General features: G+C 38.7%; 19 protein-coding genes and 1 tRNA gene. 5 read left to right on the top strand and 15 right to left on the bottom strand.

Translation table 11 applies throughout. The features are described 5' to 3' along the window. Window positions 1-4 precede the first annotated feature (4 nt). Together ACTWPF_RS13640 and ACTWPF_RS13645 are read left to right on the top strand one after the other, a co-directional pair. Entirely contained in the window at window positions 5-1,126 is a 1,122-nt protein-coding gene (locus ACTWPF_RS13640) for a GerAB/ArcD/ProY family transporter (RefSeq protein ID WP_443149434.1), read from the top strand. Further along, the gene (locus tag ACTWPF_RS13645) at window positions 1,116-2,255 is read left to right on the top strand and encodes a Ger(x)C family spore germination protein (protein ID WP_443149435.1); all 1,140 of its coding nucleotides are present in this window, start codon (window positions 1,116-1,118) and stop codon (window positions 2,253-2,255) included. Before ACTWPF_RS13640 ends, ACTWPF_RS13645 begins: the two co-directional genes overlap by 11 nt. 99 nt (window positions 2,256-2,354) lie before the next feature. Here ACTWPF_RS13645 and ACTWPF_RS13650 read toward each other — a convergent pair whose 3' ends face one another. The 9 genes from ACTWPF_RS13650 to ACTWPF_RS13690 form a co-directional block, all read right to left on the bottom strand. Next, entirely contained in the window at window positions 2,355-3,428 is a 1,074-nt protein-coding gene (locus tag ACTWPF_RS13650; RefSeq protein ID WP_443149436.1) for an undecaprenyldiphospho-muramoylpentapeptide beta-N-acetylglucosaminyltransferase, read from the bottom strand. Window positions 3,429-3,613: 185 nt separating this feature from the next. Further along, window positions 3,614-4,798 (bottom strand): NupC/NupG family nucleoside CNT transporter, encoded by a 1,185-nt coding sequence (locus ACTWPF_RS13655; protein ID WP_106896219.1) that lies wholly within the window; start codon window positions 4,796-4,798, stop codon window positions 3,614-3,616. A gap of 248 nt (window positions 4,799-5,046) precedes the next feature. Then, window positions 5,047-6,339: a 2-oxoglutarate dehydrogenase complex dihydrolipoyllysine-residue succinyltransferase gene (odhB, locus tag ACTWPF_RS13660; protein WP_443149437.1), complete on the bottom strand. Its 1,293-nt coding sequence runs from the start codon at window positions 6,337-6,339 to the stop codon at window positions 5,047-5,049. Further along, window positions 6,326-9,193 carry a 2-oxoglutarate dehydrogenase E1 component gene (locus ACTWPF_RS13665; RefSeq protein ID WP_443149438.1) on the bottom strand — a complete coding sequence of 956 codons (2,868 nt, stop codon included), beginning with the start codon at window positions 9,191-9,193 and terminating at the stop codon, window positions 6,326-6,328. The genes odhB and ACTWPF_RS13665 overlap by 14 nt, the downstream gene beginning before the upstream one ends. Window positions 9,194-9,626: 433 nt before the next feature. Further along, window positions 9,627-10,100, bottom strand: coding sequence for a tRNA (uridine(34)/cytosine(34)/5-carboxymethylaminomethyluridine(34)-2'-O)-methyltransferase TrmL (gene trmL / locus ACTWPF_RS13670; protein ID WP_443149439.1), 474 nt, complete (start codon window positions 10,098-10,100; stop codon window positions 9,627-9,629). 65 nt (window positions 10,101-10,165) lie between these two features. After that, window positions 10,166-11,017, bottom strand: a complete 852-nt coding sequence (locus ACTWPF_RS13675; protein ID WP_443149440.1) for an amidase domain-containing protein — start codon at window positions 11,015-11,017, stop codon at window positions 10,166-10,168. A gap of 64 nt (window positions 11,018-11,081) precedes the next feature. Beyond that, the gene (gene queG / locus ACTWPF_RS13680) at window positions 11,082-12,230 is read right to left on the bottom strand and encodes a tRNA epoxyqueuosine(34) reductase QueG (RefSeq protein WP_443149441.1); all 1,149 of its coding nucleotides are present in this window, start codon (window positions 12,228-12,230) and stop codon (window positions 11,082-11,084) included. A gap of 16 nt (window positions 12,231-12,246) precedes the next feature. Continuing rightward, window positions 12,247-13,950, bottom strand: a complete 1,704-nt coding sequence (locus ACTWPF_RS13685) for an ABC-ATPase domain-containing protein (protein WP_443149442.1) — start codon at window positions 13,948-13,950, stop codon at window positions 12,247-12,249. 144 nt (window positions 13,951-14,094) lie between these two features. Beyond that, window positions 14,095-14,168, bottom strand: a tRNA-Gly gene (locus ACTWPF_RS13690). Window positions 14,169-14,600: 432 nt separating this feature from the next. On the opposite strand from ACTWPF_RS13690, the gene dat reads away from it, so the two are divergent. Then, window positions 14,601-15,473, top strand: a complete 873-nt coding sequence (gene dat, locus ACTWPF_RS13695) for a D-amino-acid transaminase (RefSeq protein ID WP_443149443.1) — start codon at window positions 14,601-14,603, stop codon at window positions 15,471-15,473. A gap of 152 nt (window positions 15,474-15,625) precedes the next feature. On the opposite strand, the gene corA is transcribed toward dat, so the two are convergent. The 3 genes from corA to ACTWPF_RS13710 all read right to left on the bottom strand — a co-directional run bounded on the left by corA (window position 15,626) and on the right by ACTWPF_RS13710 (window position 17,997). Continuing rightward, a complete protein-coding gene (gene corA, locus ACTWPF_RS13700; RefSeq protein WP_443149444.1) occupies window positions 15,626-16,582 on the bottom strand; it encodes a magnesium/cobalt transporter CorA in 957 nt (318 codons plus the stop codon). Between the two features lie 42 nt (window positions 16,583-16,624). After that, window positions 16,625-17,284 carry a hypothetical protein gene (locus ACTWPF_RS13705; RefSeq protein ID WP_238018659.1) on the bottom strand — a complete coding sequence of 220 codons (660 nt, stop codon included), beginning with the start codon at window positions 17,282-17,284 and terminating at the stop codon, window positions 16,625-16,627. Window positions 17,285-17,376: 92 nt separating this feature from the next. Further along, entirely contained in the window at window positions 17,377-17,997 is a 621-nt protein-coding gene (locus tag ACTWPF_RS13710) for an NUDIX hydrolase (protein WP_443149445.1), read from the bottom strand. Between the two features lie 160 nt (window positions 17,998-18,157). Here ACTWPF_RS13710 and ACTWPF_RS13715 point away from each other — a divergent pair, with 160 nt between their 5' ends. Both ACTWPF_RS13715 and ACTWPF_RS13720 read left to right on the top strand, forming a co-directional pair. Beyond that, entirely contained in the window at window positions 18,158-18,670 is a 513-nt protein-coding gene (locus ACTWPF_RS13715; protein WP_443149446.1) for a DNA topology modulation protein, read from the top strand. Window positions 18,671-18,750: 80 nt separating this feature from the next. Then, complete coding sequence (locus tag ACTWPF_RS13720) at window positions 18,751-20,754, top strand: S9 family peptidase (RefSeq protein ID WP_443149447.1); 2,004 nt, start codon at window positions 18,751-18,753, stop codon at window positions 20,752-20,754. A gap of 83 nt (window positions 20,755-20,837) precedes the next feature. Here ACTWPF_RS13720 and ACTWPF_RS13725 read toward each other — a convergent pair whose 3' ends face one another. The 3 genes from ACTWPF_RS13725 to ACTWPF_RS13735 form a co-directional block, all read right to left on the bottom strand. Then, entirely contained in the window at window positions 20,838-21,302 is a 465-nt protein-coding gene (locus tag ACTWPF_RS13725; RefSeq protein WP_443149448.1) for a VanZ family protein, read from the bottom strand. A 105-nt stretch (window positions 21,303-21,407) separates the two neighbouring features. Next, window positions 21,408-22,349, bottom strand: a complete 942-nt coding sequence (locus ACTWPF_RS13730) for a DUF2268 domain-containing putative Zn-dependent protease (protein ID WP_443149449.1) — start codon at window positions 22,347-22,349, stop codon at window positions 21,408-21,410. A gap of 55 nt (window positions 22,350-22,404) precedes the next feature. Continuing rightward, window positions 22,405-23,202 (bottom strand): aminoglycoside adenylyltransferase domain-containing protein, encoded by a 798-nt coding sequence (locus tag ACTWPF_RS13735; RefSeq protein ID WP_443149450.1) that lies wholly within the window; start codon window positions 23,200-23,202, stop codon window positions 22,405-22,407. Window positions 23,203-23,204 lie beyond the last annotated feature (2 nt).

Below are 23,204 nucleotides of genomic sequence, written 5' to 3' on the forward strand. Positions count from 1 at the left end.
TAGATTGGATATAAACGTGAAAGTAAAATCTAATATAAGTATTCGCGCATTTTACCTATTCTTCATTATCACTTCCTTACAGTTAGGCGTGGGGGTAATGGGCGTACCAAGGTTTATTTATCTAGAGGCTGGAGCAGACTCGTGGATATCTGTTCTTATCGCTACCTCTTATATTTTGGTTGTCCTTTTTGTCATGATCTTCATTTTAAAGCAGTATGACAATGCAGATATCTTTGGTATACATCGTGACCTGTTCGGTAAATGGCTCGGCAACCTAATAAGCAGTGTCTATATTATATACTTTATCGCTACCCTTTTTTCCGTACTCATTACGTATATAGAGGTTGTCAGGATTTTTATCTTTCCAACCCTCAGTCCTCTAGTAATGGGATTACTTATGATTATATTGGCTGTATATAGTACATTGGGCGGTTTACGTATCATGGTTGGGGTTTGCTTTTTATTTTTTATTCTTACCCATTGGTTATTGCTTTTATTGATTGAACCTGCTGTTCAAATAGATTGGGATCATTTTCTTCCAATGTTTCAAACCCCCATGCCCGATTTATTAAAAGGCGCTCGAGCCACGTCCTATACGTTTTTTGGTATTGAAATCCTGTTTTTAATTTACCCTTTTATTCAGAATAAAAAAGGAATGCATTTCCCTATATATATGGCAGCAATCTGGTCTGGCCTTCTCGTTATGATCACAACTATCATAACGCTCGGCTTTTTCTCTGGCGTGCAAGTGGAAAGACGTGAGTGGACACTTCTATCATTATTCAAATTTCAGCAATTTTCCTTTATAGAACGCCTCGATTTTGTGGTAGTAGCAGAATGGATGATGGTTATCATCCCGAATATTATCCTTCTGTTGTGGGGGGCAACCTATGGGATAAAGCGGGTTTACAAACTCCCTCAAAAAGTTTCTATTTATGCACTTGCTTTTCCCCTACTTATTGGTTGTTGGTTACTTGATGAACACTTTCAAATCCAATGGATAATTGATAAGATAAATGAATTAGGATTTTGGCTAGTGTATGTATATCCATTTTTGTTACTACCACTTGTGCTTATAAAGAAAAAATGGAAACAACATAAAAGGGGTGAAAAGAATGCGACTTAAAAGATTCTTCTTGCTTAGCATCATTCTTTGTTTGCTTACTTCCTGTGTTGATTCAAGCCAGCTGGAAAAACTAGGAATCATCCATACGCGAGGTGTCGATATTTCAGAAGAAAAACCTAATGAACTGGAAACCACCTTGATCATCTTCCAATTCAATGCTCAAACAGATATGATTTCTAAAACACTATCAGGTACAGGGCACACGATTAAAGAAGCACGTGAGCAAGCGAACAAAAAATCCAGTTTTGCTTTAACTCCAGGACAAATCCGCCTAGAAGTATATGGGAAAGAAATTGCGGAAAAGGGAATACTAAACTACCTAAAAACCTTAACACGAGATGCCAGGGTTTCAGATACCATGCTACTTGCTGTTAGTGACACTACAGCGAGAGAACTGTTGGATGTCGGCCAGTCAGACACGAACATGGACATCGGACAATTCTTTCACAGCTTGATAACACAGGAGTATAAGAAAGATACCATTCCTGAAATCGCGTTGCATGATTTCACTCATATCTATTTTGATGTGGGGCAGGATCCCTTTCTGCCTGTTCTAACAATGGACGAGGATAATCCTCAAATTTCAGCATTGGGAATATTTCAAGGCGATAAATATGTCGGTGAGATCTCCTTAGAAGAAGCGCTTCTTCTAAATATGACACAAAAGCATGTGGACTATGCTCCAATTGAATTAGAAATCCCCAGAGCTGCATTGGAAAAATATCTAGCAGGTACGGAACCGATAGATCCGAACAGCGAAAATATGTATGTACGAATTGGAATTAAAGGAGAAACAACAAGCAAATTAACCGACCCAGAACAACTCGGCTTTCGCTCGAAAGTAGATATTGATGTGGATTTACATGAAGCCTCTGAGGAGGTTGTTATCAAAGATAAGAAGGTGGCAAAGGTTATAGAAGAAGAATTAGGGAAAGCAATTAAGAAAAAATATGAGGTACTATTTAAAAAGGTGCAAGAACTCAATGCAGATCCTATTGGTTATGGGAGATTATACAGAATAAAAAATAATAACAAGCTGACTACGGAAGAGTGGAGAGAGAAATTCCCTGAAATAACTGTAGATTTTCAAGTCGATGTTAACCTAGTCCATTTTGGTACTATTCAATAAGTCGGGCCGATTCAAATATAATCTGTTAGAAAAAAAGCCAACGATTATTCGAATTTCATATCGAATTCCGTTGGCTCTTTCATACTATACGACATTACATTATTTTCTTTGCACTTCACCGATTATTTCTATTACGCGATCTCGTGCCTTTTCACTTCTATATTCTTTCATGGTATCTGTCATAATAGAGGAATATTCTTTTAATTGATTTAGTTCATGAACTAACGTTTCATTTGTCAGTTTCTCTTCTTCTAACACTCTTGCATAGCGCTTTTTAACAAAGGATTGGGCATTAATAATTTGGTCGCCCCTACTTGCCTCTTTAGATAATGGGATTAGCAACATCGGAATTCGTAATGCGAGGAATTCAAATATAGCATTTGAACCTGCACGTGAAAGAACGTAATCAGTTGCTGCGAAAACATCTTTCAGTTCTTCATTAACATAGTCAAATTGAACGTACCCATTTCTTTTATAGGCAGGATCTACCTTATCTTTTCCACAGATATGAATAATGTGGAAGGTTTCAAGTAAGTGATCGAGCGAAGTCCTAATGGTTTCATTTATTTTCTGCGAACCACCGCTTCCCCCCATGATAAGTAAAACGGGTTTATCCGATGATAAGCCTGCAAATGCCAGGCCAGCTTCCTTTTTCCCTTCAAATAATTCGTCACGAATGACTGCACCAACATACTCAGCCTTTTCTTTTGGTAAATATTCCATTGTCTCTGGAAAAGTTGCCAATACCTTACGGGCAAAAGGAATCGCAATTTTATTCGCAAGACCTGGTGTGTAATCAGATTCGTGAATAACGACTGGGATTCTTCTCAGTTTTGCTGCTAAGACTACCGGTACGGAAACAAAACCACCTTTTGAAAAAATAATCGAAGGTTTTCGTTTTTTCATGATGCGCGCTGCCTGGGCAACACCTTTCAGTACTTTGAACGGGTCTTTTATGTTTTCTTTGGAAATGTATCTTCTAAGCTTACCTGTGGAAATCGGATGGTAACTGACCCCATCAAGCTGCGTTATTAGATTGCGTTCTATGCCATCATTTGAGCCAATATAATCAATCTCATACCCTTCTTCCTGATAGTAAGGGATCAAGGCTAGGTTGACGATTACATGCCCTGCAGTGCCTCCACCAGTAAATAGGATTCGTTTGTTTTTCATACTTTGTTCTCCTTTATGTTCATAAATCTCCTTAAGCTTTTATACAGTCTCTACTATGGTATTAAAAACCGGGGCAAAATGAAAGTAAAAAAAGGCATCCATTTGAAATTAAATGGACGCCTGTCTTATTTTAGGATGCTTTTGCGCTTCATAAAATAATTTGCATACCGCTACCAAAATACATCTTATAGGAATAGCCCTACTACTGTTGCGGATAGGATGGATGCGAGTGTTGCTCCGATGAGTAGTTTCAATCCAAACCCTGATACACTTACTGCCTTTTCACTGTCAATTCCTTTTACAGTACCTGCGATGATTCCGATCGAGGAGAAGTTAGCAAAGCTAGTTAGGAATACAGATACAATTCCGACTGTTTTCTCTGACATTTCAGCAATCATTGGTTGGAATTCAAGCATGGCTACGAACTCATTTGTAACAATTTTTGTCCCCATTACGGAACCTGCTCTGAGTACTTCATCCGGAGAAATTCCCATAAGTATCCCGATTGGATAAAGAACGTAACCAAGTAATTCCTGTAATGTTAAACCTGAAAAACTAATAATCCAGTTAACCAATTCAAGTGATGCGATGAATGCAATAAGCATTGCTGCAACGATAAGGGCAATTTTACCACCTTCTAGTGCACCATTTCCCATTGCTTCAAAGATGCTTTTATCATTTGTCACATTTTTTACATCAACTTTGTCCTCTTCCTTCGGCACTTTTACAGGCGCAATAATAGATGCAAGCATAAGCGCACTAAACATATTAAGAGGAAGTGCGACTAAAACATACTCTGGTGGAAGCATTTGTAAGTATGCACCAACGATAGAGGCAGAAACAGAACCCATAGCTGATGCACTCACGATATAAAGTCGATTGGCAGTCAGGTGATGGAATTGTGAGCGGATAGCGATTAATGCCTCCGACTGACCGAAAAAGATACTATTTACGGCATTAAATGATTCAACACGGGGAAGACCTGTTATCTTGGAGATTAACCCGCCAAAATACTTAATGATAGGTGGTAGAATTCGCAAATAAGTTAGCACAGATAATATCGTCGCAAAGAAGATAATAAGCAAAAGGACGTTAAAGAAGAATACGCTTCCTCCTTCTTCGACCATTAAACCGCCTACGACGAAATTAACTCCCTTTGTACCAAATTCAATTAGTTTGTTAAATCCTGCTGCAATTCCATTGATAATGGCCTGTCCAATATTGGTACTAAACATAAACCAGGTTGTCAAAAGTTGCAGGAGCAACATTATTCCAATACCTTTATAATTAATATTTTTCTTATCGTTAGACATTAAAAATGCCAAACCAAGCACAACGATTATTGCTAAAACCCCTAAAATAATTCCCACGTTTTTTACCCTTCCTTTCTAAATGTAACTGTTTTCATTTCTCTTATTACAATGGATATTGTACCAAGACGTCAGACGTCAATCAACTGATTATATTTTCTGTTAATTTTGCTTATCTTACTTAATCATTCCCTAAACGCCAGCGAATTAACAATTTTTCTTCTCTAATAGAGAAAACCTTATTTAAATCTTTCTACTATACACAAAAAACCCGCCAGCTAAAGCTGACGGGTTTTCCTACTAAACAATTAACCTTCTAGTAATAGATCATATGGGTCTTCTAGTAATTCTTTCACACGTACCAGGAATTGAACAGCTTCTTTACCGTCCACAATTCTGTGATCGTAGGATAGAGCCAAGTACATCATTGGTCGAACTTCGATCGAATCATCAGGCATGACCATAGCTCGCTTTTGAATGTTATGCATACCAAGAATTCCCACCTGTGGTGCATTAAGAATTGGTGTAGAAAGCATGGAACCAAATGTTCCTCCATTTGTTATCGTGAAGGAACCACCTTGCAAGTCTTCCATTGCAAGTTTTTTGTCGCGTGCTTTTTTACCAAGATTACCAATTTCTTTTTCTACTCCAGCAAAATCAAGACGGTCTGCATCACGTACAACCGGAACAACAAGTCCGTCATCTGTTGATACCGCAATACCAATATCGTAGAATTTCTTTAAGACTAATTCATTGCCTTGGATCTCAGCGTTTAATAATGGGAATTCTTTTAGTGCCCCTACTACAGCTTTTGTAAAGAAGGACATGAAGCCTAATTTCACGCCGTGTTTTTCAATGAATTTCTCTTTTCGATCACTGCGTAGCTTCATAACATTGGTTAGATCTACTTCATTAAAAGTTGTTAGCATTGCAGCTTCATGCTGTACTTCAACTAGACGCTTTGCAATGGTTTGGCGACGACGTGACATTTTCACTCGTTCTACTGGTTTATCAAACTCGGTTTTTTGTGAAGTTGCTTCTTTCTTTTCTTCCTTCTTACTTGAGCCTTTGGCAGCAGCCTCGACATCTTCAGGACGAACACGACCAAGCGGATCTCTAGGGCTGACCTCACTTAAATCAATATTCAATTCACGAGCTCTTTTTCTAGCTGCTGGTGAAGCGATAACTTCGCCGTTTCTGCTCTTAGTGGACGATGAATCCTTTTCCTCGCTCTTAGAAGGTGCTTCTTTTTTTGAATCACTTTCCTTTTTCGAGTCACTTTCTATATTAGGGGATTCCTTCTTTTCCTCTTTTGAAGCTTCTTCCGCTTTTGGTTCTTCCTCGTCTTGATCCCCGCCAGCTTCGCCGTTCTCATCCACTTTGGCAATAACATCCCCAACTTCTACATTATCGCCTTCTTCTCTAAGGATTTCCGTTATGACACCTGCATAATCTGCATTTACTTCCACATTTACTTTATCTGTTTCTAGTTCAACTACAGGGTCGCCTTTTTCAATCTTGTCACCTTTTTTTACTAACCATTCAGCGATTGTACCTTCTGTAATTGATTCAGCAAGCTCTGGTATTTTAATTTCTTTCATTGGAATCTCCTCCTTTAGACGGGTTGATTGCTTTTTGTACAAGTTGTTTTTGTTCTGCTTTGTGGACGTTTGGTACCCCTACTGCAGGAGCAGCCCGATGTGGCCGACCAATATAGCGTAATTCTTGCCCTTTTTTCAATAAATCTCTTAGGTAGTCATCAACATAATCCCAGGCACCCATGTTCATTGGTTCTTCCTGGACCCATACGATTTCTTCAAGATTCGGTAATTCTGCTAGTTTCTTTTCCAATTCTTCTTTAGGGAATGGATAGATTTGCTCTAAACGAAGAACATTTAGCCAATCAAAGGATTCCTCTGTATTGTCCATTGCCTCTTCTATATCTACCATTATCTTCCCTGATCCGATTAATAGTCGCTTCACCTTTTTCTTACTAAGCGTAAGATTAGGTTGCTGTCGTAATGGCTCAAACTTACCATCTGTAAATTCCTTCGGCTCAGAAGAAACACGCTGATTACGTAGCAAACTTTTTGGCGTCATGAGTATTAAAGGTCTTGCTTCTTCACGACCGCGCATTGCCGCCTGTCTACGAAGCAAATGGAAAAATTGCGCCGACGATGTAACATTTGCCACAATCCAGTTATTCTCTCCTGCCATTTGCAAGAAACGTTCAAGCCTTGCACTGGAATGTTCTGGCCCCTGACCTTCATAACCATGTGGCAATAACATTACCATATTCGATTTTTCTCCCCATTTTGCTCGTGCAGCAGAAATAAATTGATCAAAAATAACTTGCGCAGCATTAGCAAAATCTCCGAACTGAGCTTCCCAGATTACCAGCGTATTCGGTGATTGAACACTATAACCATACTCAAAACCGAGTACACCAGCTTCTGACAATGGGCTATTACGAATGTCAAATGACGCATTAGCAACCTCAATTCCATGCATTGGACTATACTTCTCATCTGTCTCTACATCATGGAGAACAACATGCCTATGCGCGAATGTTCCACGTTCGGAATCCTGTCCAGTTAACCTTATTGGGATTCCGTCACGAAGTATCGAGGCGTAAGTCAGAGCTTCACCTGTTCCCCAATCTGCTTTACCGCCTTCTTCCATAGCCTTACCACGACGGTCTAGAATTTTTTCGAGCTTCTTAAATCCATTAAAACCTTCTGGACGTTTCAATAACCCTTTATTCAAACTTTGTAGAACTTCAAGCTCTACCGCAGTTTCAAATGTTTCTAAAGTATTCTCCAACGCTTTTGGCATGCATTTTACTTCTGCCTTACCGGTTTTATTTTCTTTCATACCGTCGTAGATTTCTTTGAGATGCGCTTCTACATTCTCTAGCATACTCGTAAAGGTCTTTTCTTTTATTACACCTTTCTCCTTTAACACCTCTGCAAACACATTCGCAGCTGTTGGGTGTTGGTCAATGTCCTGATACAGCCCTGGTTGGGTGGTTCTCGGTTCATCCATTTCATTATGACCGTATCTGCGGTAGCCGACCAAATCAATGAGAAAGTCCTTATTGAATTTCTTTCGATATTCGTATGCAATTTTAATTGCTGAAACACATGCTATTGGGTCATCTGCATTCACATGAATGATCGGTATTTCAAACCCTTTAGCTAAGTCACTTGCATAACGTGTTGAACGTCCATCATCCTGATTTGTTGTATACCCAACTAAGTTATTAGCGATGATATGCAAGCTACCACCTGTGGCATAACCAGGAAGCCCACTAAGGTTCAAGGTTTCCGCAACTACGCCTTCCCCAATAAATGCAGCATCCCCATGAATTAATACTGGAATCGCTTTATTTAAATCTCTCTCCGGATATCCGGCTTTAGTGCGATCATCCTGTGCAGCACGTGCAAAGCCTTCTACTACTGGATTAACAAATTCAAGATGTGACGGGTTATGTGCAAGCGTAATACGGGTTGCTGTTTCTTCACCCTTTTTTACTTCTTTCTTTGCACCAAAATGGTATTTAACATCACCTGTCCAGCCATAGTTAATTCCCATGGAGCCTTCAGAAGGAACTAATTCTTTGTCTGGTGAATGATGGAACTCAGAGAAAATTTTATCAAACGGTTTGCCTAGCACGTGAGCCAACACAGAAAGTCGACCCCTGTGAGCCATTCCCATCATAATATTTTCAACTTTATCTTCGGTTGCATATTTTACAATCTGATCAAGCATTGGCACCATTGCTTCCAATCCTTCGATAGAGAAGCGCTTTTGCCCAACAAACGTTTTTTGTAGGAACCCTTCAAATCCTTCAACATCCACTAAGCGTCCAAGCAACTGCTTTTTGTCTTCATCAGAAAGATCAAGTCGTGCCTTACCTGTCTCAATTAGATCAAGTAACCACGCGCGCTCAGCTTCGTTATTAATATGATCATATTCAAATGTGATCGTACCAGAATAGTATTTTTTAAGTTCACGAAGGACATCAAGGCCGTTTTCAACGTGATTCGGTGCCTTTTCCCATAACCAGCTAGCTGGCATTTGTTTTAGATCATCTTCACTTAATCCATAAGTGTCAGGCTGTACTAAATTTGAATTACGATTTTTGTGTAAACCTACTGGATAAATATCCGCTTCTAGATGACCGAAACGGCGAATAGCCTCAACAAGTTTCATAGCTGAGGTTAGTTTTTTCACATCGTGCATGGAAGCTTGAGAACCTGTTGGCAGGTCTGTTGCTCCTGCATCGTTTGATATCCAATTTGGCTTTCCATACTGATCGAACATTTCCTTTATGGAATGATCGACTGCATCTGGATCTGTTTTATACAGATCATATTGTTCTTCTACATACCCCATATTTGGACCATGAAATTCTGCCCAGAATCTTTGATTAGATTCTTCCGTCTGTGCCACGTTTTTATACCCCCATTAGAAGTTAACATTACTCGTAATGTAAACGGTTTTCTAACACTCACTCTATTATAGAACTGTTAAATGACTTTCATCAACTAATATACCCTATTTTATATACTGAAACAATATAATGTTCCAACCTTTACTATTATTAAAATCTTCCGTCTATTCAAAGCTAGAAAAGTTATGTCTTTTCTAAAAATATGAAAGCAAATTGCTTGCATTAGTTCACATTATAAACATAATTCGTTATAATAGGGACATAATCATAAAGACGCTCTTTTTTACCTACATAAGGAGGCATAACAATGAAGCTTGCACTTTTAATTGGCGTTATCTTAACATTTATGACATCAATGTTCACATCTGGATATGAATCAAAACCAGCCGTACCTAAAAAAGATCAATAAAAAACCGCCAATATGGCGGTTTTTTATGTGAGGTGTGGAAATCCTTGTTGACGCAAAGCCTCATAAACGATGATAGCTGCAGTATTGGATAAGTTTAATGAACGAACCTTGTCATTCATATGAATGCGTAGACATCTATCTTCTTTGCCTTCAAGCAATTCATGTGGAATGCCATTCGTTTCTCTTCCAAAAACAAAAAATAAATCATCTTTATCATTGCTGTAATCATAATCTGTGTAATGCTTTGTACCAAAGTTTTCTATATAGTAGTAGGAACCTTTAGGATGCTTTTCATATAGTTCCTCTATGCTAGCATGTTCTTGAACATCCACATCTTTCCAATAGTCCAGCCCCGCTCTTCGTAACATTTTATCCTCTGTACTAAAGCCTAGTGGGTGTATAAGATGCAATGTTGCTCCTGTTGCCAGGCAAGTTCTCGCTATGTTTCCAGTGTTTGCAGGAATCTCTGGCTGAAATAAAACGACATGTATACTCACTGATCTAATCTCCTTGTTCGATAATCAACTGCTCCTCGTATGGAAGTAGCCTATTTATTATAGCATTACTGCGAACCAATGCGAAAAAATTTATACTGAATATTGGGCGTCCAGGCTGTGGAATCTTCGTAAGACCAGTACCGGTTTCGACTGTTATCTGTATGTGCGTTAACAAGCGGCATTCCTGCTGCGTCTTTTGTCACCACAATTGTATTATGGTCCCATCTGCCATTCCCCTGAAAGTCGTAACAAATAATATCTCCAGGCTCCAATTCTTCTGCAGAGCTAACTTCTTTTCCCTGCAGGCCATCCGTCGATCCACTTAAATACCATCTCATTGAATGAGCCACGGCCCAACTAAAACTCCAGCTATCCTGGTTATACCACCAGCCTCGTTCTCTGACTGGTGCTCCTCGCATGGGAGCTCCACCAGCTAACAGGCACTGTGATATATAATTTGTGCAATCCACTTCAAATTTACGAAAGTTGGGATTATAACTATTCCACCAACGCTCAGCGTATTGAACCGCCGCCAGTCGATCATAGGTAAAACGCATTCGTTCTTGGTTTGACGCACGATTCGCGTTCGGAGCAATTGATAAAGGTGACTTTACCTTTGGTGTGCTACCCCTCTTATGCTCTACAATCGAGCCCTTTTCCATTTTAAAGGTATATGGAATTACCTCCTCTTCCAAATATAGCTTATCTTTCTGCTTCGTAAGATAAGAAAAGTGAAGTCTGTACTCATACATTGTTTCGCTATCGTACCGAAACTTTCGGAATAAATGCCCCTTCCCTTCCACACGAACGATCTTTGCACCTCGTTTTTCACAGCACGCTTTCTTCTTATCCCACCAACTTTCTTCCCCACGTTCTTCCTGTAAAAAGTCCAGCCAATATGCTTTTAATTTTTCCATGAAAAATCCCCTCCACCATTACTATATGGGGAGGGGACTTGTCAAAAACCATAATAATGAACAATTATGTCTTGGCTTGATACACCTCTTGAAATGCCATGCCTTTTTCCATCTCAACTTGCACTTGTTCATCCTGCTCTGTTTCCATTGCTTCTCGTATTGCCATATATGCTTCTTCTGTTCCGATTTTACCTAGAGACCATGCAGCCGTTCCTCTGATCACAGGTCTAGGATCAGTGCGCATGACTTTAATGATGTCGTCCACAGCTGTTTTATCCTTGTAATGTCCTAGTGCTATCAATGCGTTACGTTGTATAGGCTTTTTACCACGCCAAGAACCAGAAATATGACCAAAGGTTTCTTTGAATTCTCGATTGGAGATACGTAGCATCGGTTTTAACACTGGTTTTGATACGTCATGTTCTGGCTCAAATTCAGGATGTATATGAAAGTCTATCTTTTGATTTTTAGGACAGACAACTTGACATGTATCACAACCATATACTCGATTACCAATTTTAGTACGGAACTCATCAGGCAGAAAATCCTTTGTTTGTGTTAAAAATGCAATACAACGCTGTGCGTTTAATTGGCCGCCCTGTACGATGGCACCAGTCGGGCAAGCATCAATACACTTGGTACACTCCCCACAACTGTCATCAACTGGATCATCGGGTACAAATGGAATATTGGTTATCATTTCACCCAAATAAACATATGAACCAAATTCAGGTGTAATAATTGAAGTGTTTTTTCCACTGAAGCCAATGCCGGCACGTTCTGCTACAGCGCGATCTGAAAGTTCCCCTGTATCAACCATTAACCGGTTAGCCACATCTGGAACCTGTTCTTTAATAAACGCTGCCAGCTTTTCTAAGCGGTCACGCATGACAACATGATAATCCGTTCCCCAAGAAGCTCTGGCAAAAAGGCCACGCCTCTCTTCCTTCGTACTCTTTGGAGCACCTTTCATACGAGAAGGATATGCAAGTGCTATCGAAATGATTGATTTTGCTTCAGGCAATAACCTTTCAGGTTCTGTTCGTTCCTCAACGGTTCCTTTTTCAAAGCCTGATTGGTAGGATAATTCCTGCTGTCTGCGCAATCTTTCTTTTAATTCTCCAAACACATCGGCAGAGGCAAAGCCAATTTTATCAATCCCTATTTTCTTACTGTAAGCAATAATATCTTTTTTAAGCTGCGCTGTATCCATTGGCTCCGCCTCCTTTCTAATTGTGTTTCACAGCCGCTGTGCGTAATCGGTTGATCACTGCTGCTATTTCATACTTTCTCGGTCTCGCAATATCACCTGGATGCTGATTTTTAAATGGACTGAATGCCGCGATCCCTTTTTGATTCAACTGGTCATCAATATATTGCACAACATCCTTCAACGACTTATTGCCCAATACATTTCTTTGGTCAAGATGCAAAATAATATCTGCGATCAGTCTCGTTTGGGATTGATCCACCAACTGTTCCGTGTCAGCAAATTGTATGTCATTATATCCCATCAATATAGTGGAGAGTCCTTTTGCTTGTACCTTTGCACGTTTCCCCTTTTGGGTCTGTAATGATTGAGGCATGAAATAGCGTTCCGTGACATTGCCAAAGTTCTCCGTAACATCCAAATCTCGCTCAAGCGGCGAATCATTCATTATTTGCTTCGCTTTTTCTGTTACATCTTCAGGCCGGTATGTTTCCAGCATAATCACCTTGTCGGCTACTGCAAAGTAATCACCTGATCCACCCATAACCAATATAGTAGATACGCCTAGTTGTTCATCCATTTGCTTAATTTTATCAATAAATGGCGTAATAGGTTCTTGATCTTTTTTAACTAACTTTTGCATGCGGTGATCCCGAATCATAAAATTAGTGGCACTCGTATCTTCATCGATTAGTAATGTCGTAGCACCAACTTCCAGTGCCTCCATCACGTTTGCAGCTTGAGAGGTACTTCCACTCGCATTTTCTGTGGAAAAGAACGTTGTTTGCTGTTTATGTGGCAAATTATTAATGAATGGGGAAATATTAACCCCTGTCACTTTCCTACCATCCTCTGCTCTAATTTTCACCGCATCCGGATCTGTCAGGACATATTCTCTTCCATCACCCTTTGAATGATAATATACACCACGCTCAATTGCTTGAAGCATTGTGCTCTTACCGTGATAGCCGCCACCCACAATTAATGTGATACCTTTTTCTATTGCCATCCCGCGGATTGGTTCTTCACTATGTGGGATAGAAATCTCCACCTCTGATTGTGCGGGGCTTTGAAAAGGAACTGCTTGCTTCATAGGTCGATTGCTAATACCACTCTCTCTTGGCAAAATAGAGCCATTTGCTAGGAAAGCAATCCAATTATGCTGTCGCATTTGTTCACGAATTGCTTCCTGCTGGTCCGCAAGTTCTATAGCTTCGGTAATCACTTGATCGGTAATAGTAAAAACCGAATTTCTAACAAGCTCAGGAATAGCCTTCGTAAATAACTTTTCTGCCTCTCTCCCATTAATCCTTCTGCCATTTGCAGGAAGTCCGACCGAAAGGCAGATGGTGATTGTATCTGAAGTAAGTTGTACAGCACTTCTCTCCAACACTTCCTGACCAGGTCGGTCAAAGAAAATATTACCGCTTTTCCCTGAGCCTTTAATTGAAATCTCATTCTTACCTACCGCTTTTCCGACACTACGTGCAATCGCATCCTCTGCTGCTATTTTTCTAGGAGCTGTTTGCAGCCATTCTTGATTAATTCCCCGCTTCTGCTTTGGAATCATAATTCGCAGCCGAGAAGGAGATGCAAATGGGTCTCCTTGTACATAATCAAGAAACAGGTCAAAGTCAGGAAAACTATATTTCCCTTGTAAATCTTTGTATGCTTTATACCCTTTATTATCAATCCGTTTTAATTGTTGAATTAAATCCTTCATATATCAATCCCTCAATTTCTCAATAGTTGCCTTAAGGATACTATGGGGAAACCCCTGATTCAAGTGAGGGGATAAGTTTTAGACAAATGAAAAACGCAACACCCCGTAAGTTAGATTACGAAACACTGCGTTAAGACATATGTATGGAGCGGGTGAAGGGAATCGAACCCTCATCATCAGCTTGGAAGGCTGAGGTTTTACCACTAAACTACACCCGCATGGAATATAAGATTAATATTTTATAATAGTACACGTTCTATAAGTCAGACTGCCTCTGCATCTTCTAGCTTACTCATAGTTGCTTGTGCTTCGAGGCAACTCGTTGGTTACTCGGCGGAAGCTTCGCTCGTCACTAAACTACACCCGCATGAGATTGTTAGATTATTTTATTCTCAAATCAACAATTACGTTGTTTTTTTGAATGCATTATTGATTATAGCAAGGCTTTTAAGAGAATGCAAGAGAAAATTTTACTTTTTTCGACAGAATACTAGAAACCCCCTAATAACAACGCAGTTAAAGCAACTCTTCAAAGCTGTTTTACCCTTTTTCTTATGACTACATTTCCATAATATTTTTTTTGAGATTCCAATTTACATCTATTCGGAGAAGTTATAGAATAGGCATAAGATTTAGGGAGGGGAAATCGCATGGCTGTTTATCCAATTATTATGACACAATCAAGCTTCACTCACCGAGATAACTTGAAATATCCTTATGAAGAACGCGGGCTTCAATTTGGCGATGGCATTTATGAAGTGATTCGCATTTATAATGGAGAATACTATTTACTTAAAGAGCATGTGGATCGATTATTTCGTTCGGCAGCTGCGGTGAAAATTAATCTTGCCGCTACAAAGGAAGAAATGACTCAATTACTATTACAACTATTGGAAAGAAATAAGATGAATAAAGACGGCAAGGTTTACTTACAGGTTACACGGGGGTCGGCTCCGAGAGATCATGTTTTTCCTGAGGGAATTCCGGCAAATGTATATGCATATGTTCAGGATCTACCACGCAACACAGAAAAGATGGACGCTGGCGTTGCAACGATTACCCAGCGGGATGTTCGTTGGGAGAACTGCTATATAAAAAGCTTGAACCTCCTACCTAATGTACTTGCAAAACAGGAAGCAAAGGAAAATGGCTGCTACGAAGCAATCCTACATAAAAATGGATTGGTAACAGAGTGTAGCTCTTCCAATGTATACTTAGTAAAAGACGGAAAAATTTACACCCATCCAGCTACAAATAATATCTTGCACGGATGTGTCCGTATGCGTGTTGAAAAGTTTGCTAATGATTTGGGGATACCATTCATTGAAGAAAGCTTTACTGTGGACGATATCGCGACAGCTGATGAAATACTGTTATCTAGCAGTACATCGGAAGTTATGCCCGTTATTTCTGTGGACGATAAGCAGATTGCTGATGGCAAGCCAGGTAAGATAACAAAGCAGCTTCAACAAGCTTACATTGCAGATGCCAATATAGTTGAACCTGATAAAGTAAGTAATTAATCTTAAGAAATCTAAAAATGCCGAGCGTATTTAAACTCGAGCCACCGACAAGGCTTTGAGTAAACGCTCGGCATTTTACTTATAGCTTCTAAATTCCAAACTAAAAAACTTGCAGATTGCTCTGGCTCAACTAACCCTTCACTACTGGTGCGTTACTTAAACCAACCTTTTCTTTTAAACCAAAGAAACATAGTAAACGCAATGACGATCATTAATATAATAGAAAAAAAGTAGCCATACTTCCAAGTTAATTCAGGCATATTTTCAAAATTCATTCCGTATATTCCCGCTATCAATGTTAATGGAGCAAATATGGATGTAATAATCGTCAAGACTTTCATAACATTGTTCGTTTGATGTGAGTTAAGGGAAAGGTAACTATCTCTTATATCAGCAGTTACTTCCCGATTAGACATGACCATTTCCGCTAATTTCAAAAGATGATCATAGATATCAGAAAAGTATTCCCTCCTGTTTTTAATTTCAACTAAATGATGGGAATTTAACATCCTGTATAACAAATCTCGCATCGGATTAACAGAATGCCTTAAATTCAATAACATGTTTCGTATATCAAATAATTCACTCATTAAATCATTCATTGATCTGTCTTGTGTATTATTTTCGATTAAATCCAATTCATCTTCCAGTTTATAAATGAGTGGAAAATAGTTGTCTACAATTTTGTCTAATATTTGATAAAACACATAGAAAGTGTCCCACACATCCGTATTCCTACCAGCGTGAAGCTTCTCCCAAACATGGGTAATCTCTTTAGCCTCAGCACGATGAAACGTTACGATAAAATTCTCGTTCACAAAAAAATTTAACTCGTCCCTTATAATTTCTCTTTCTTGTTCTCGTACAGAATGGGCGACATAAAATGTGTGATCCTCGTAGTAATCCAGTTTTGGTCTTTGGAGTTTTTGAATACAATCTTCAATCGCTAATGGGTGAAATTCAAATGTATTGGATAGATGGTTTATCTCTTCATCTGTCGGTTTGTCAAAATCTACCCAGAACCATTTATATTTATTTTGGGTGACATCTCGTATAGTTATATCTTTTTCGATTGTATTTTCATCTGTTATGCCGACACACCGAATCAACTTGATTCCTCCTTTTGGAGTGAGTCTATTCACTATCTATTATTAGTTTATTGTACTTTGCGCCCTATCCTGGATTAATAGAATGGGAAACTCGTCGTCCTCAGCAGTACTCCAAAGAACCGACTCAATATGAACCTTATCATCTAACTGTGGTAAATCTACTAATAATTCCTCCGCTACTTTAAACATATTTTCCGTTCGCTCATCATCCATATAAGGATTACCATTCTCAAAAACCTCTTCTATCTCTTCCCCAAATTGTTCAGTATTAGGCATGATACGAACAATATACTCTGTTCTTCCTGTTTCTTCATTTTCCCAGGTATCTAAGCTATAGTGGGTATTTTCAATGGCATAATGCTCATTTAAGTACATTTCTACATTCAAGTCCGTGCCAAGAGACTCATTTTTAGTAGCTTCTTCATTTTGCCCAACCTCAGTATCTTCAGAAGCTGAACCACTATCTGTTTTAGTAGTATCAGTGGACTCATTTATTGAAGAGTCTTCTGAGTCAGTGGCATTTGTTTTTCCTACATTTTCTTGTTTGTTGTTGGAGGATTTTGAAACCACATTGTCTTCTTTAGACTCAACATCTTTATTTGACGAAGCGTCATCTTTTACACCTTGTTCACCCTCAGCCTTAGTACAAGCCCCCATTAATATTAATCCTGTTAACAGCAAAATAGTAAGCAATTTCTTCATGTTCTACACTTCTTTCTAGTAAAATTATTCCCTATCAATTATAACAAAAGATAGTAGAGTGAAGTGGAAATGACCGTCTTACTCTTTCACTCTCAAGTCTTCTCCAATCTTTCTACAAAGTGATGAATAATTCTTGCCGTTAAGCCCCAAATAACTTTATCCCCAAAGACATAGAAGTGTTCTGCAAATTTACTTGTTCCCCATTCATAGTCTTTTCCACCAGGGATGAGCTCAAAAGGAAATGACTCCTCTGGCTCCATTGCAACATTCACATAATGAATTTGTGGCGGGTTATCCAAAAAAAATTGCAATGGCACGCTAAATACTTCATCCACTTCGCTGGGATTAGGAATCACATCCAAAGTACTGTCTATTATTCCTGTGTATGGATAGACAATCATTCCAAAGGATGAAACAAGGTAATCTAATGGAAGAACATCAGAAACCCGTTCCTTTTCTATCCCTAATTCTTCTTCGGTTTCTCTAAGAGCTGCATCTTGGGCACTTGCATCACTAGGGTCTATTTTCCCGCCAGGAAAGCAGATTTCTCCAGGTTGCCTTCTTAAGCTAGCTGCCCGTACTTCAAATAAAAGGTGGATCCCATCTTCTTTTTCCACTAACGGAAGAAGGATGGCATATTTATAGAGGTCTTCTGCTCCGAGGATTCCAGCGGTATGATGTGTGAGTTTGTGGAGAATCTCTTCTTTCTTCATCACAACTTCTCCTTCCTTTTTAAATTATCCTTTACTATAACACGAGATCGAATGATTAATCTTAAACCCTGTACTGTGAAATAAAAGGAATGTATTTTTAGAAAATTATGTTATAATAATTCTTCTTGCTTGTCCATATATTTAGGAAGGGAGTTATGTTATGAGGAAAGTTGCAATCATTGGAAGTGGGGGTGCTGGCAAATCTACATTAGCGAGAAAGCTTGGCGAAATACTAGATATTCCTGTTTACCATCTAGACGCAATTTTTTGGAAACCTAATTGGGACCCGATCGGACGTGAGGAACTAATTGAAAAAACGATGGAGATACAGGAGACTGATGATTGGATTATAGATGGAAACTATAATGCGACAATGGAATTCCGCTTACAACAGGCAGACACGGTTATCTTTTTGCATTACAAGACACTTCGCTGCCTTTATGGGATCGTGAAGAGACGCTTACAATATCATAATAAGACTCGTCCTGATATGGGGAAAGACTGTAAAGAAAGGCTTGATTGGGAGTTTTTCAACTGGGTACGTACGTATAATAAAAAGAAAGCCCCACTTGTCTATGAGCGTCTTTCAAAATTAGAAGACACAGCAATACATGTCTTTACTTCACCTAGTCAACTAGAGGCCTATTTAAGGGAATTGCAGAAAACAGCCTAACATAAACATTTGATTCGGCACTCGAAATAGTTTAAAATATAAAAATACAGAAATTTCGATATATATAGGGAGGATATTTTATGACAAGCACAAAACGTGCATTAAAAACAGAAGATTTAACTAGATTAGAAGTTTACAGTGATCCTCAGATTTCACCTGACGGAAACTTCTATAGCTATGTTTCCACAACAGCAAATGATAATGATGATTACAACTCTCATTTGATTGTACAATCCATTCAGGGCGAGCCCCCTGTACAATGGACCTTTGGAGATATCAAAAATAGCAACCTTCGTTATTCACCTGATGGAAAGAGTGCCGTCTTTCAATCTACTAGAAGTGGATTATCTCAGTTATGGATGTTGCCAACAGAAGGCGGGGAAGCAAGACAGCTAACTACGTTTAAAAATGGTGCATCAAGCCCAACATGGTCTAAAGATGGCAAGTATATCTTTTTCCATGCCTCACTCGATAAGGATGACGATCTACATAACCAAAAAGAACAATCTAAGGAAGAACGACAAAAGGAACAAGAAGCAAAGAAAAAGCAACCACTTATCGTGAATAGTCTGAAATATAAGTCAGATTCCAGTGGGTTTCATGATAACAAACGAGTTCAGCTTATCGTATTAGATGTGGAAAACAACACATTTACTCAACTAACACGGGATGGTGCTGATCATAGTTTCCAGGATATTTCACCAGATGGTAAACAGCTTTTATTTGCAGCTAATCTAAATGCTGATGCAGATTATGAGTTATCAAATGACTTATTTTTACTTGACCTACAATCAAAAGAACGTAAAAAGCTAACGGATGGAGAAGGTGGATACCATAGTGCCTCTTTCTCACCAAGTGGTGATAAAATCGTTAGTTTTGGCCATGGGTTTGAATATGCTGGAGCAACGCTAACAGAAATCTACGTATTTGATCCTGAGACAGGTGAGCGTACATGCCTTAGTCAAAGTTGGGACATACAGCTTGGTGACCTGATGATCGGTGATACACGTCTAGGGCAATCAGAAGCAGGACCTGTCTGGGCAAAAGATGAGAAAAGCTTGTTCTTCATCGCAACAGATCAAGGTTCTACTGGACTTTACGAAGTTTCCTTGGATAAAGAACTGACCACCCTCTATGAAAAGGATAACCATGTATTTGGTTTCTCCTATGATCAGAATAAGGAAGCCTTTGTTTTAGGTATTAGCTCTGCTACAAATCCATGTGATTTTTATTACTTGGAAAAAGACGGTACACTTACACAGTTAACAAAAAGCAATCGCGCTTTTCTTGAGGAAGTAGCCATTGCAGAGCCCGAAACGATTTCTATTAAAGCAGATGATGGGAAGGGAATACAAGGATGGCTATTAAAACCTTATGGCTTTACAGAAGGTAAAAAATATCCTTTTGTGTTGGAAATCCATGGTGGTCCACATGCAATGTATGGCCAAACCTTCTTCTTTGAAATGCAGCTCTTAGCAGCAAGAGGATATGTCGTGCTTTACACAAACCCAAGAGGAAGCCACGGATATGGCCAGGAATTTGTGGATGCTTGTCGCTCTGACTATGGTGGTGGAGATTATACAGATCTTATGACAGCTGTAGACTATGTATTAGACAATTATAGCTATATTGACGAAGATCGACTTGGTGTAACTGGTGGAAGTTATGGTGGTTTCATGACAAACTGGATTGTTGGTCATACAAATCGCTTTAAAGCAGCTGTTACGCAACGTTCCATCTCCAACTGGCTAAGCTTTTACGGTGTAAGTGATATTGGCTTCTTCTTTACAAAGTGGGAACATGGTCTTAACCTATTGGATGACCCAGAGAAGCTTTGGGAGATTTCTCCTTTAAAATATGCAGAAAACGTGGAAACTCCATTGTTAATTCTGCATGGGGAATTAGATTTCCGTTGTCCTGTTGAACAAGGCGAACAACTTTTCATTGCTTTGAAACATTTGCGTAAAGAGGTTGAATTCGTTCGTTTCCCTGGTGCTAACCATGAGCTTAGTAGAAGCGGAAAACCAGCAATGCGTCAAGAAAGACTAAATCATATCTGTCGCTGGTTTGAGCTGTATTTATAAGAATGAACTGAAACATAAAACAGGCATGCTATCTAACGTATGCCTGTTTTGTTGTGTATTCTTTACAAAAAAATAAATACTTATTACTGTCTAACAATTTTCTGAAGAGGTAGTGTTTTCCAAATTCCATAACCTAGCAAAGCACCTAGCATATTGAGGATGAAATCATCAATATCAAAACTGCCCGTTCGTGTTAGTAGTTGTAAGGTTTCTATTAAGAACAACAGTACAATCATAAAAGTAGTAAATGTGCTTACACGCGTTAGCTTTGTGATGTAAAATGGCATATAAATGCCCATTGGCAAAAACATGAATATATTGCCACCAAGATTTTTTATCGGTATATCCAAATTCATGCTACCATCAAATATTGCTTGGAAATATGTGTTAATCGTCTTAAAAGGGACGACATTTGAAGAGCTCTTTATATATTCTATTAACGAAAGATCTGCCCACATATAGCCTCTATTTCTAAGAAACAGCAACATTGTCAATGCTATTAAATAAATAACGAAACTCACTTTAAAAATCACTTTAATTATCTTCATTTTCCCTCCTACTGTAAGTCAATCCTCCAGATTTTAGTCATTTCGTTACCACTTCCTAAGAGTCCAACTCAACAAATCTTAATAGTTAACATTTTTCCTATTAAGCTATTCATAGTTGGAACGATATTCTCCCTCTTCAAAAATTTCCTTACCATTTATCCCCAACCACTCATCTGGCTCTAAATCCGGATACTGTTCAAGATAGTTCATTACAATTTTATAGCCTTCACTATACCCATAGTATGGAGGTAGCTCCCCTTCTCCATAAAGGATTTCTAAACTTCGCTCAGAGTCCCCCCGATTTAAGTCAGCTTCGATTAATTTCCAATGATTTTTATCATAAGTGGAATACACGGGAGTCGAATATGAATACATTTCAGGATAGACGAGTTCTTCGAAGACTACTGCTTTCCCTTCAAAAACCAAGTTCTCTAACACTGTAGAATAATCATTCTGATCATAGAATTTCTCTGTCCATACACTATGATGATATTCGTGCGCTGTAGTTATTTTATAATCCTCTTCATCTAAATAACTGCTATGGAAAAGTAAAATCTTTCCTGCCCCAACATTGAAGCCAACAGGGGACTCCTCACCTAAGGTTGGAAACACACACACGGTATTCTCTATATCAGAAGGTAACAAATTAGAAGATTTTATTAATGCCTCTTTAATAGCCCCATTTATGCTCTCTGAATCAATACCCTCAATAAGTTTTTGAGTGTCTCTAAGATTTGATAAAGATTGGTCCCATACTAAATCCATCACCTGCTTATGCTCTCCATCAGCAATACATTGATCATAAATAGGATCCATAACCTTTGTTTCATACAATGCTTCTATATTTTCTTGCTGATTCTCTTTTAATGCCTCCTCTATAAACTCATCATACAGTTTATAAGCGTTTACAATCTCGAAAGTTTGATCCATCTTTGGATGCTTGAATTTAGTAACAATAACTTCCTCTTCCTCACAACCGACTAAAACTATGAGTAAAAGTATAATCCCCGTAAATATGTACTTATCACATATAATTCTATTTTTCACCCCTCACCCCTCCACCTTTGTCATACCAATATTTGATGATGAATTTATATTCAAGCTAGATTATCTCTTGAACCGTACTCTCAATAAAGTCTCTAATTCTTAAAAGTTCCTTTTTCTCAAAATCACACTTACTTTTAGTAGAATCGTAACACTTCAACACTTTTTGAATGGTATACCGTACATCCAAAGGTAGTGCTGATATCCCCCAGTTACCAGCTTCCTGTTTTGATGAGATGACGTCATCGTTAATATACCAAAGCACTCTAAGAAGGTTTAACGTACAATAGATAGGGTCCTCTTCAATGCCTTCTAAACAATCTTGAAAATCTCCCATTATGGATGATAGATAATCAGACCGAGGAACAGAGGGAAAGACTTCCATTATAGGGTTCCCTTCTATGCAGATTCCTCTGTGGTTCAATATCGTTATATGTGCAGCTAAATCGGGATCTGTCTTAATCTCGTCGTTTAAATAATGGGAGGTGCCTTTTGCTAAGTCCTTTTCATAACCAGCTCTCCACCACTCACTATAATGAAAATCAAATGGACAGGGATGCTTCCAATCTCTTAATTGTTTTATAGTTAAAACACTTAATTCTAACGGAAAAGGGTTACTTGAACTTGCAAGTAACAGCTTTGCTAAGTCCCTTTTTGTCTTTAAAGTTAGAGATTTATTAGATACAACCAGAATATCAATATCGCTACTTTTCGGATTAAATCCCCCCATCGCTAAGGAACCGTGTAGATAGCAACCATTAAAGTCTTCCTTTATAACCTCTTTTATTTCACCTAGAAGATTAAAAACGAAACCTCTCACCTCTGGTGGTGAACAGGTTACCCAGTTATAAGGCATAT

It is taken from the genome of Oceanobacillus sp. M65 (genome assembly GCF_052246275.1).
GTDB classification, from domain to species: domain Bacteria; phylum Bacillota; class Bacilli; order Bacillales; family Amphibacillaceae; genus Oceanobacillus_B; species Oceanobacillus_B jordanicus.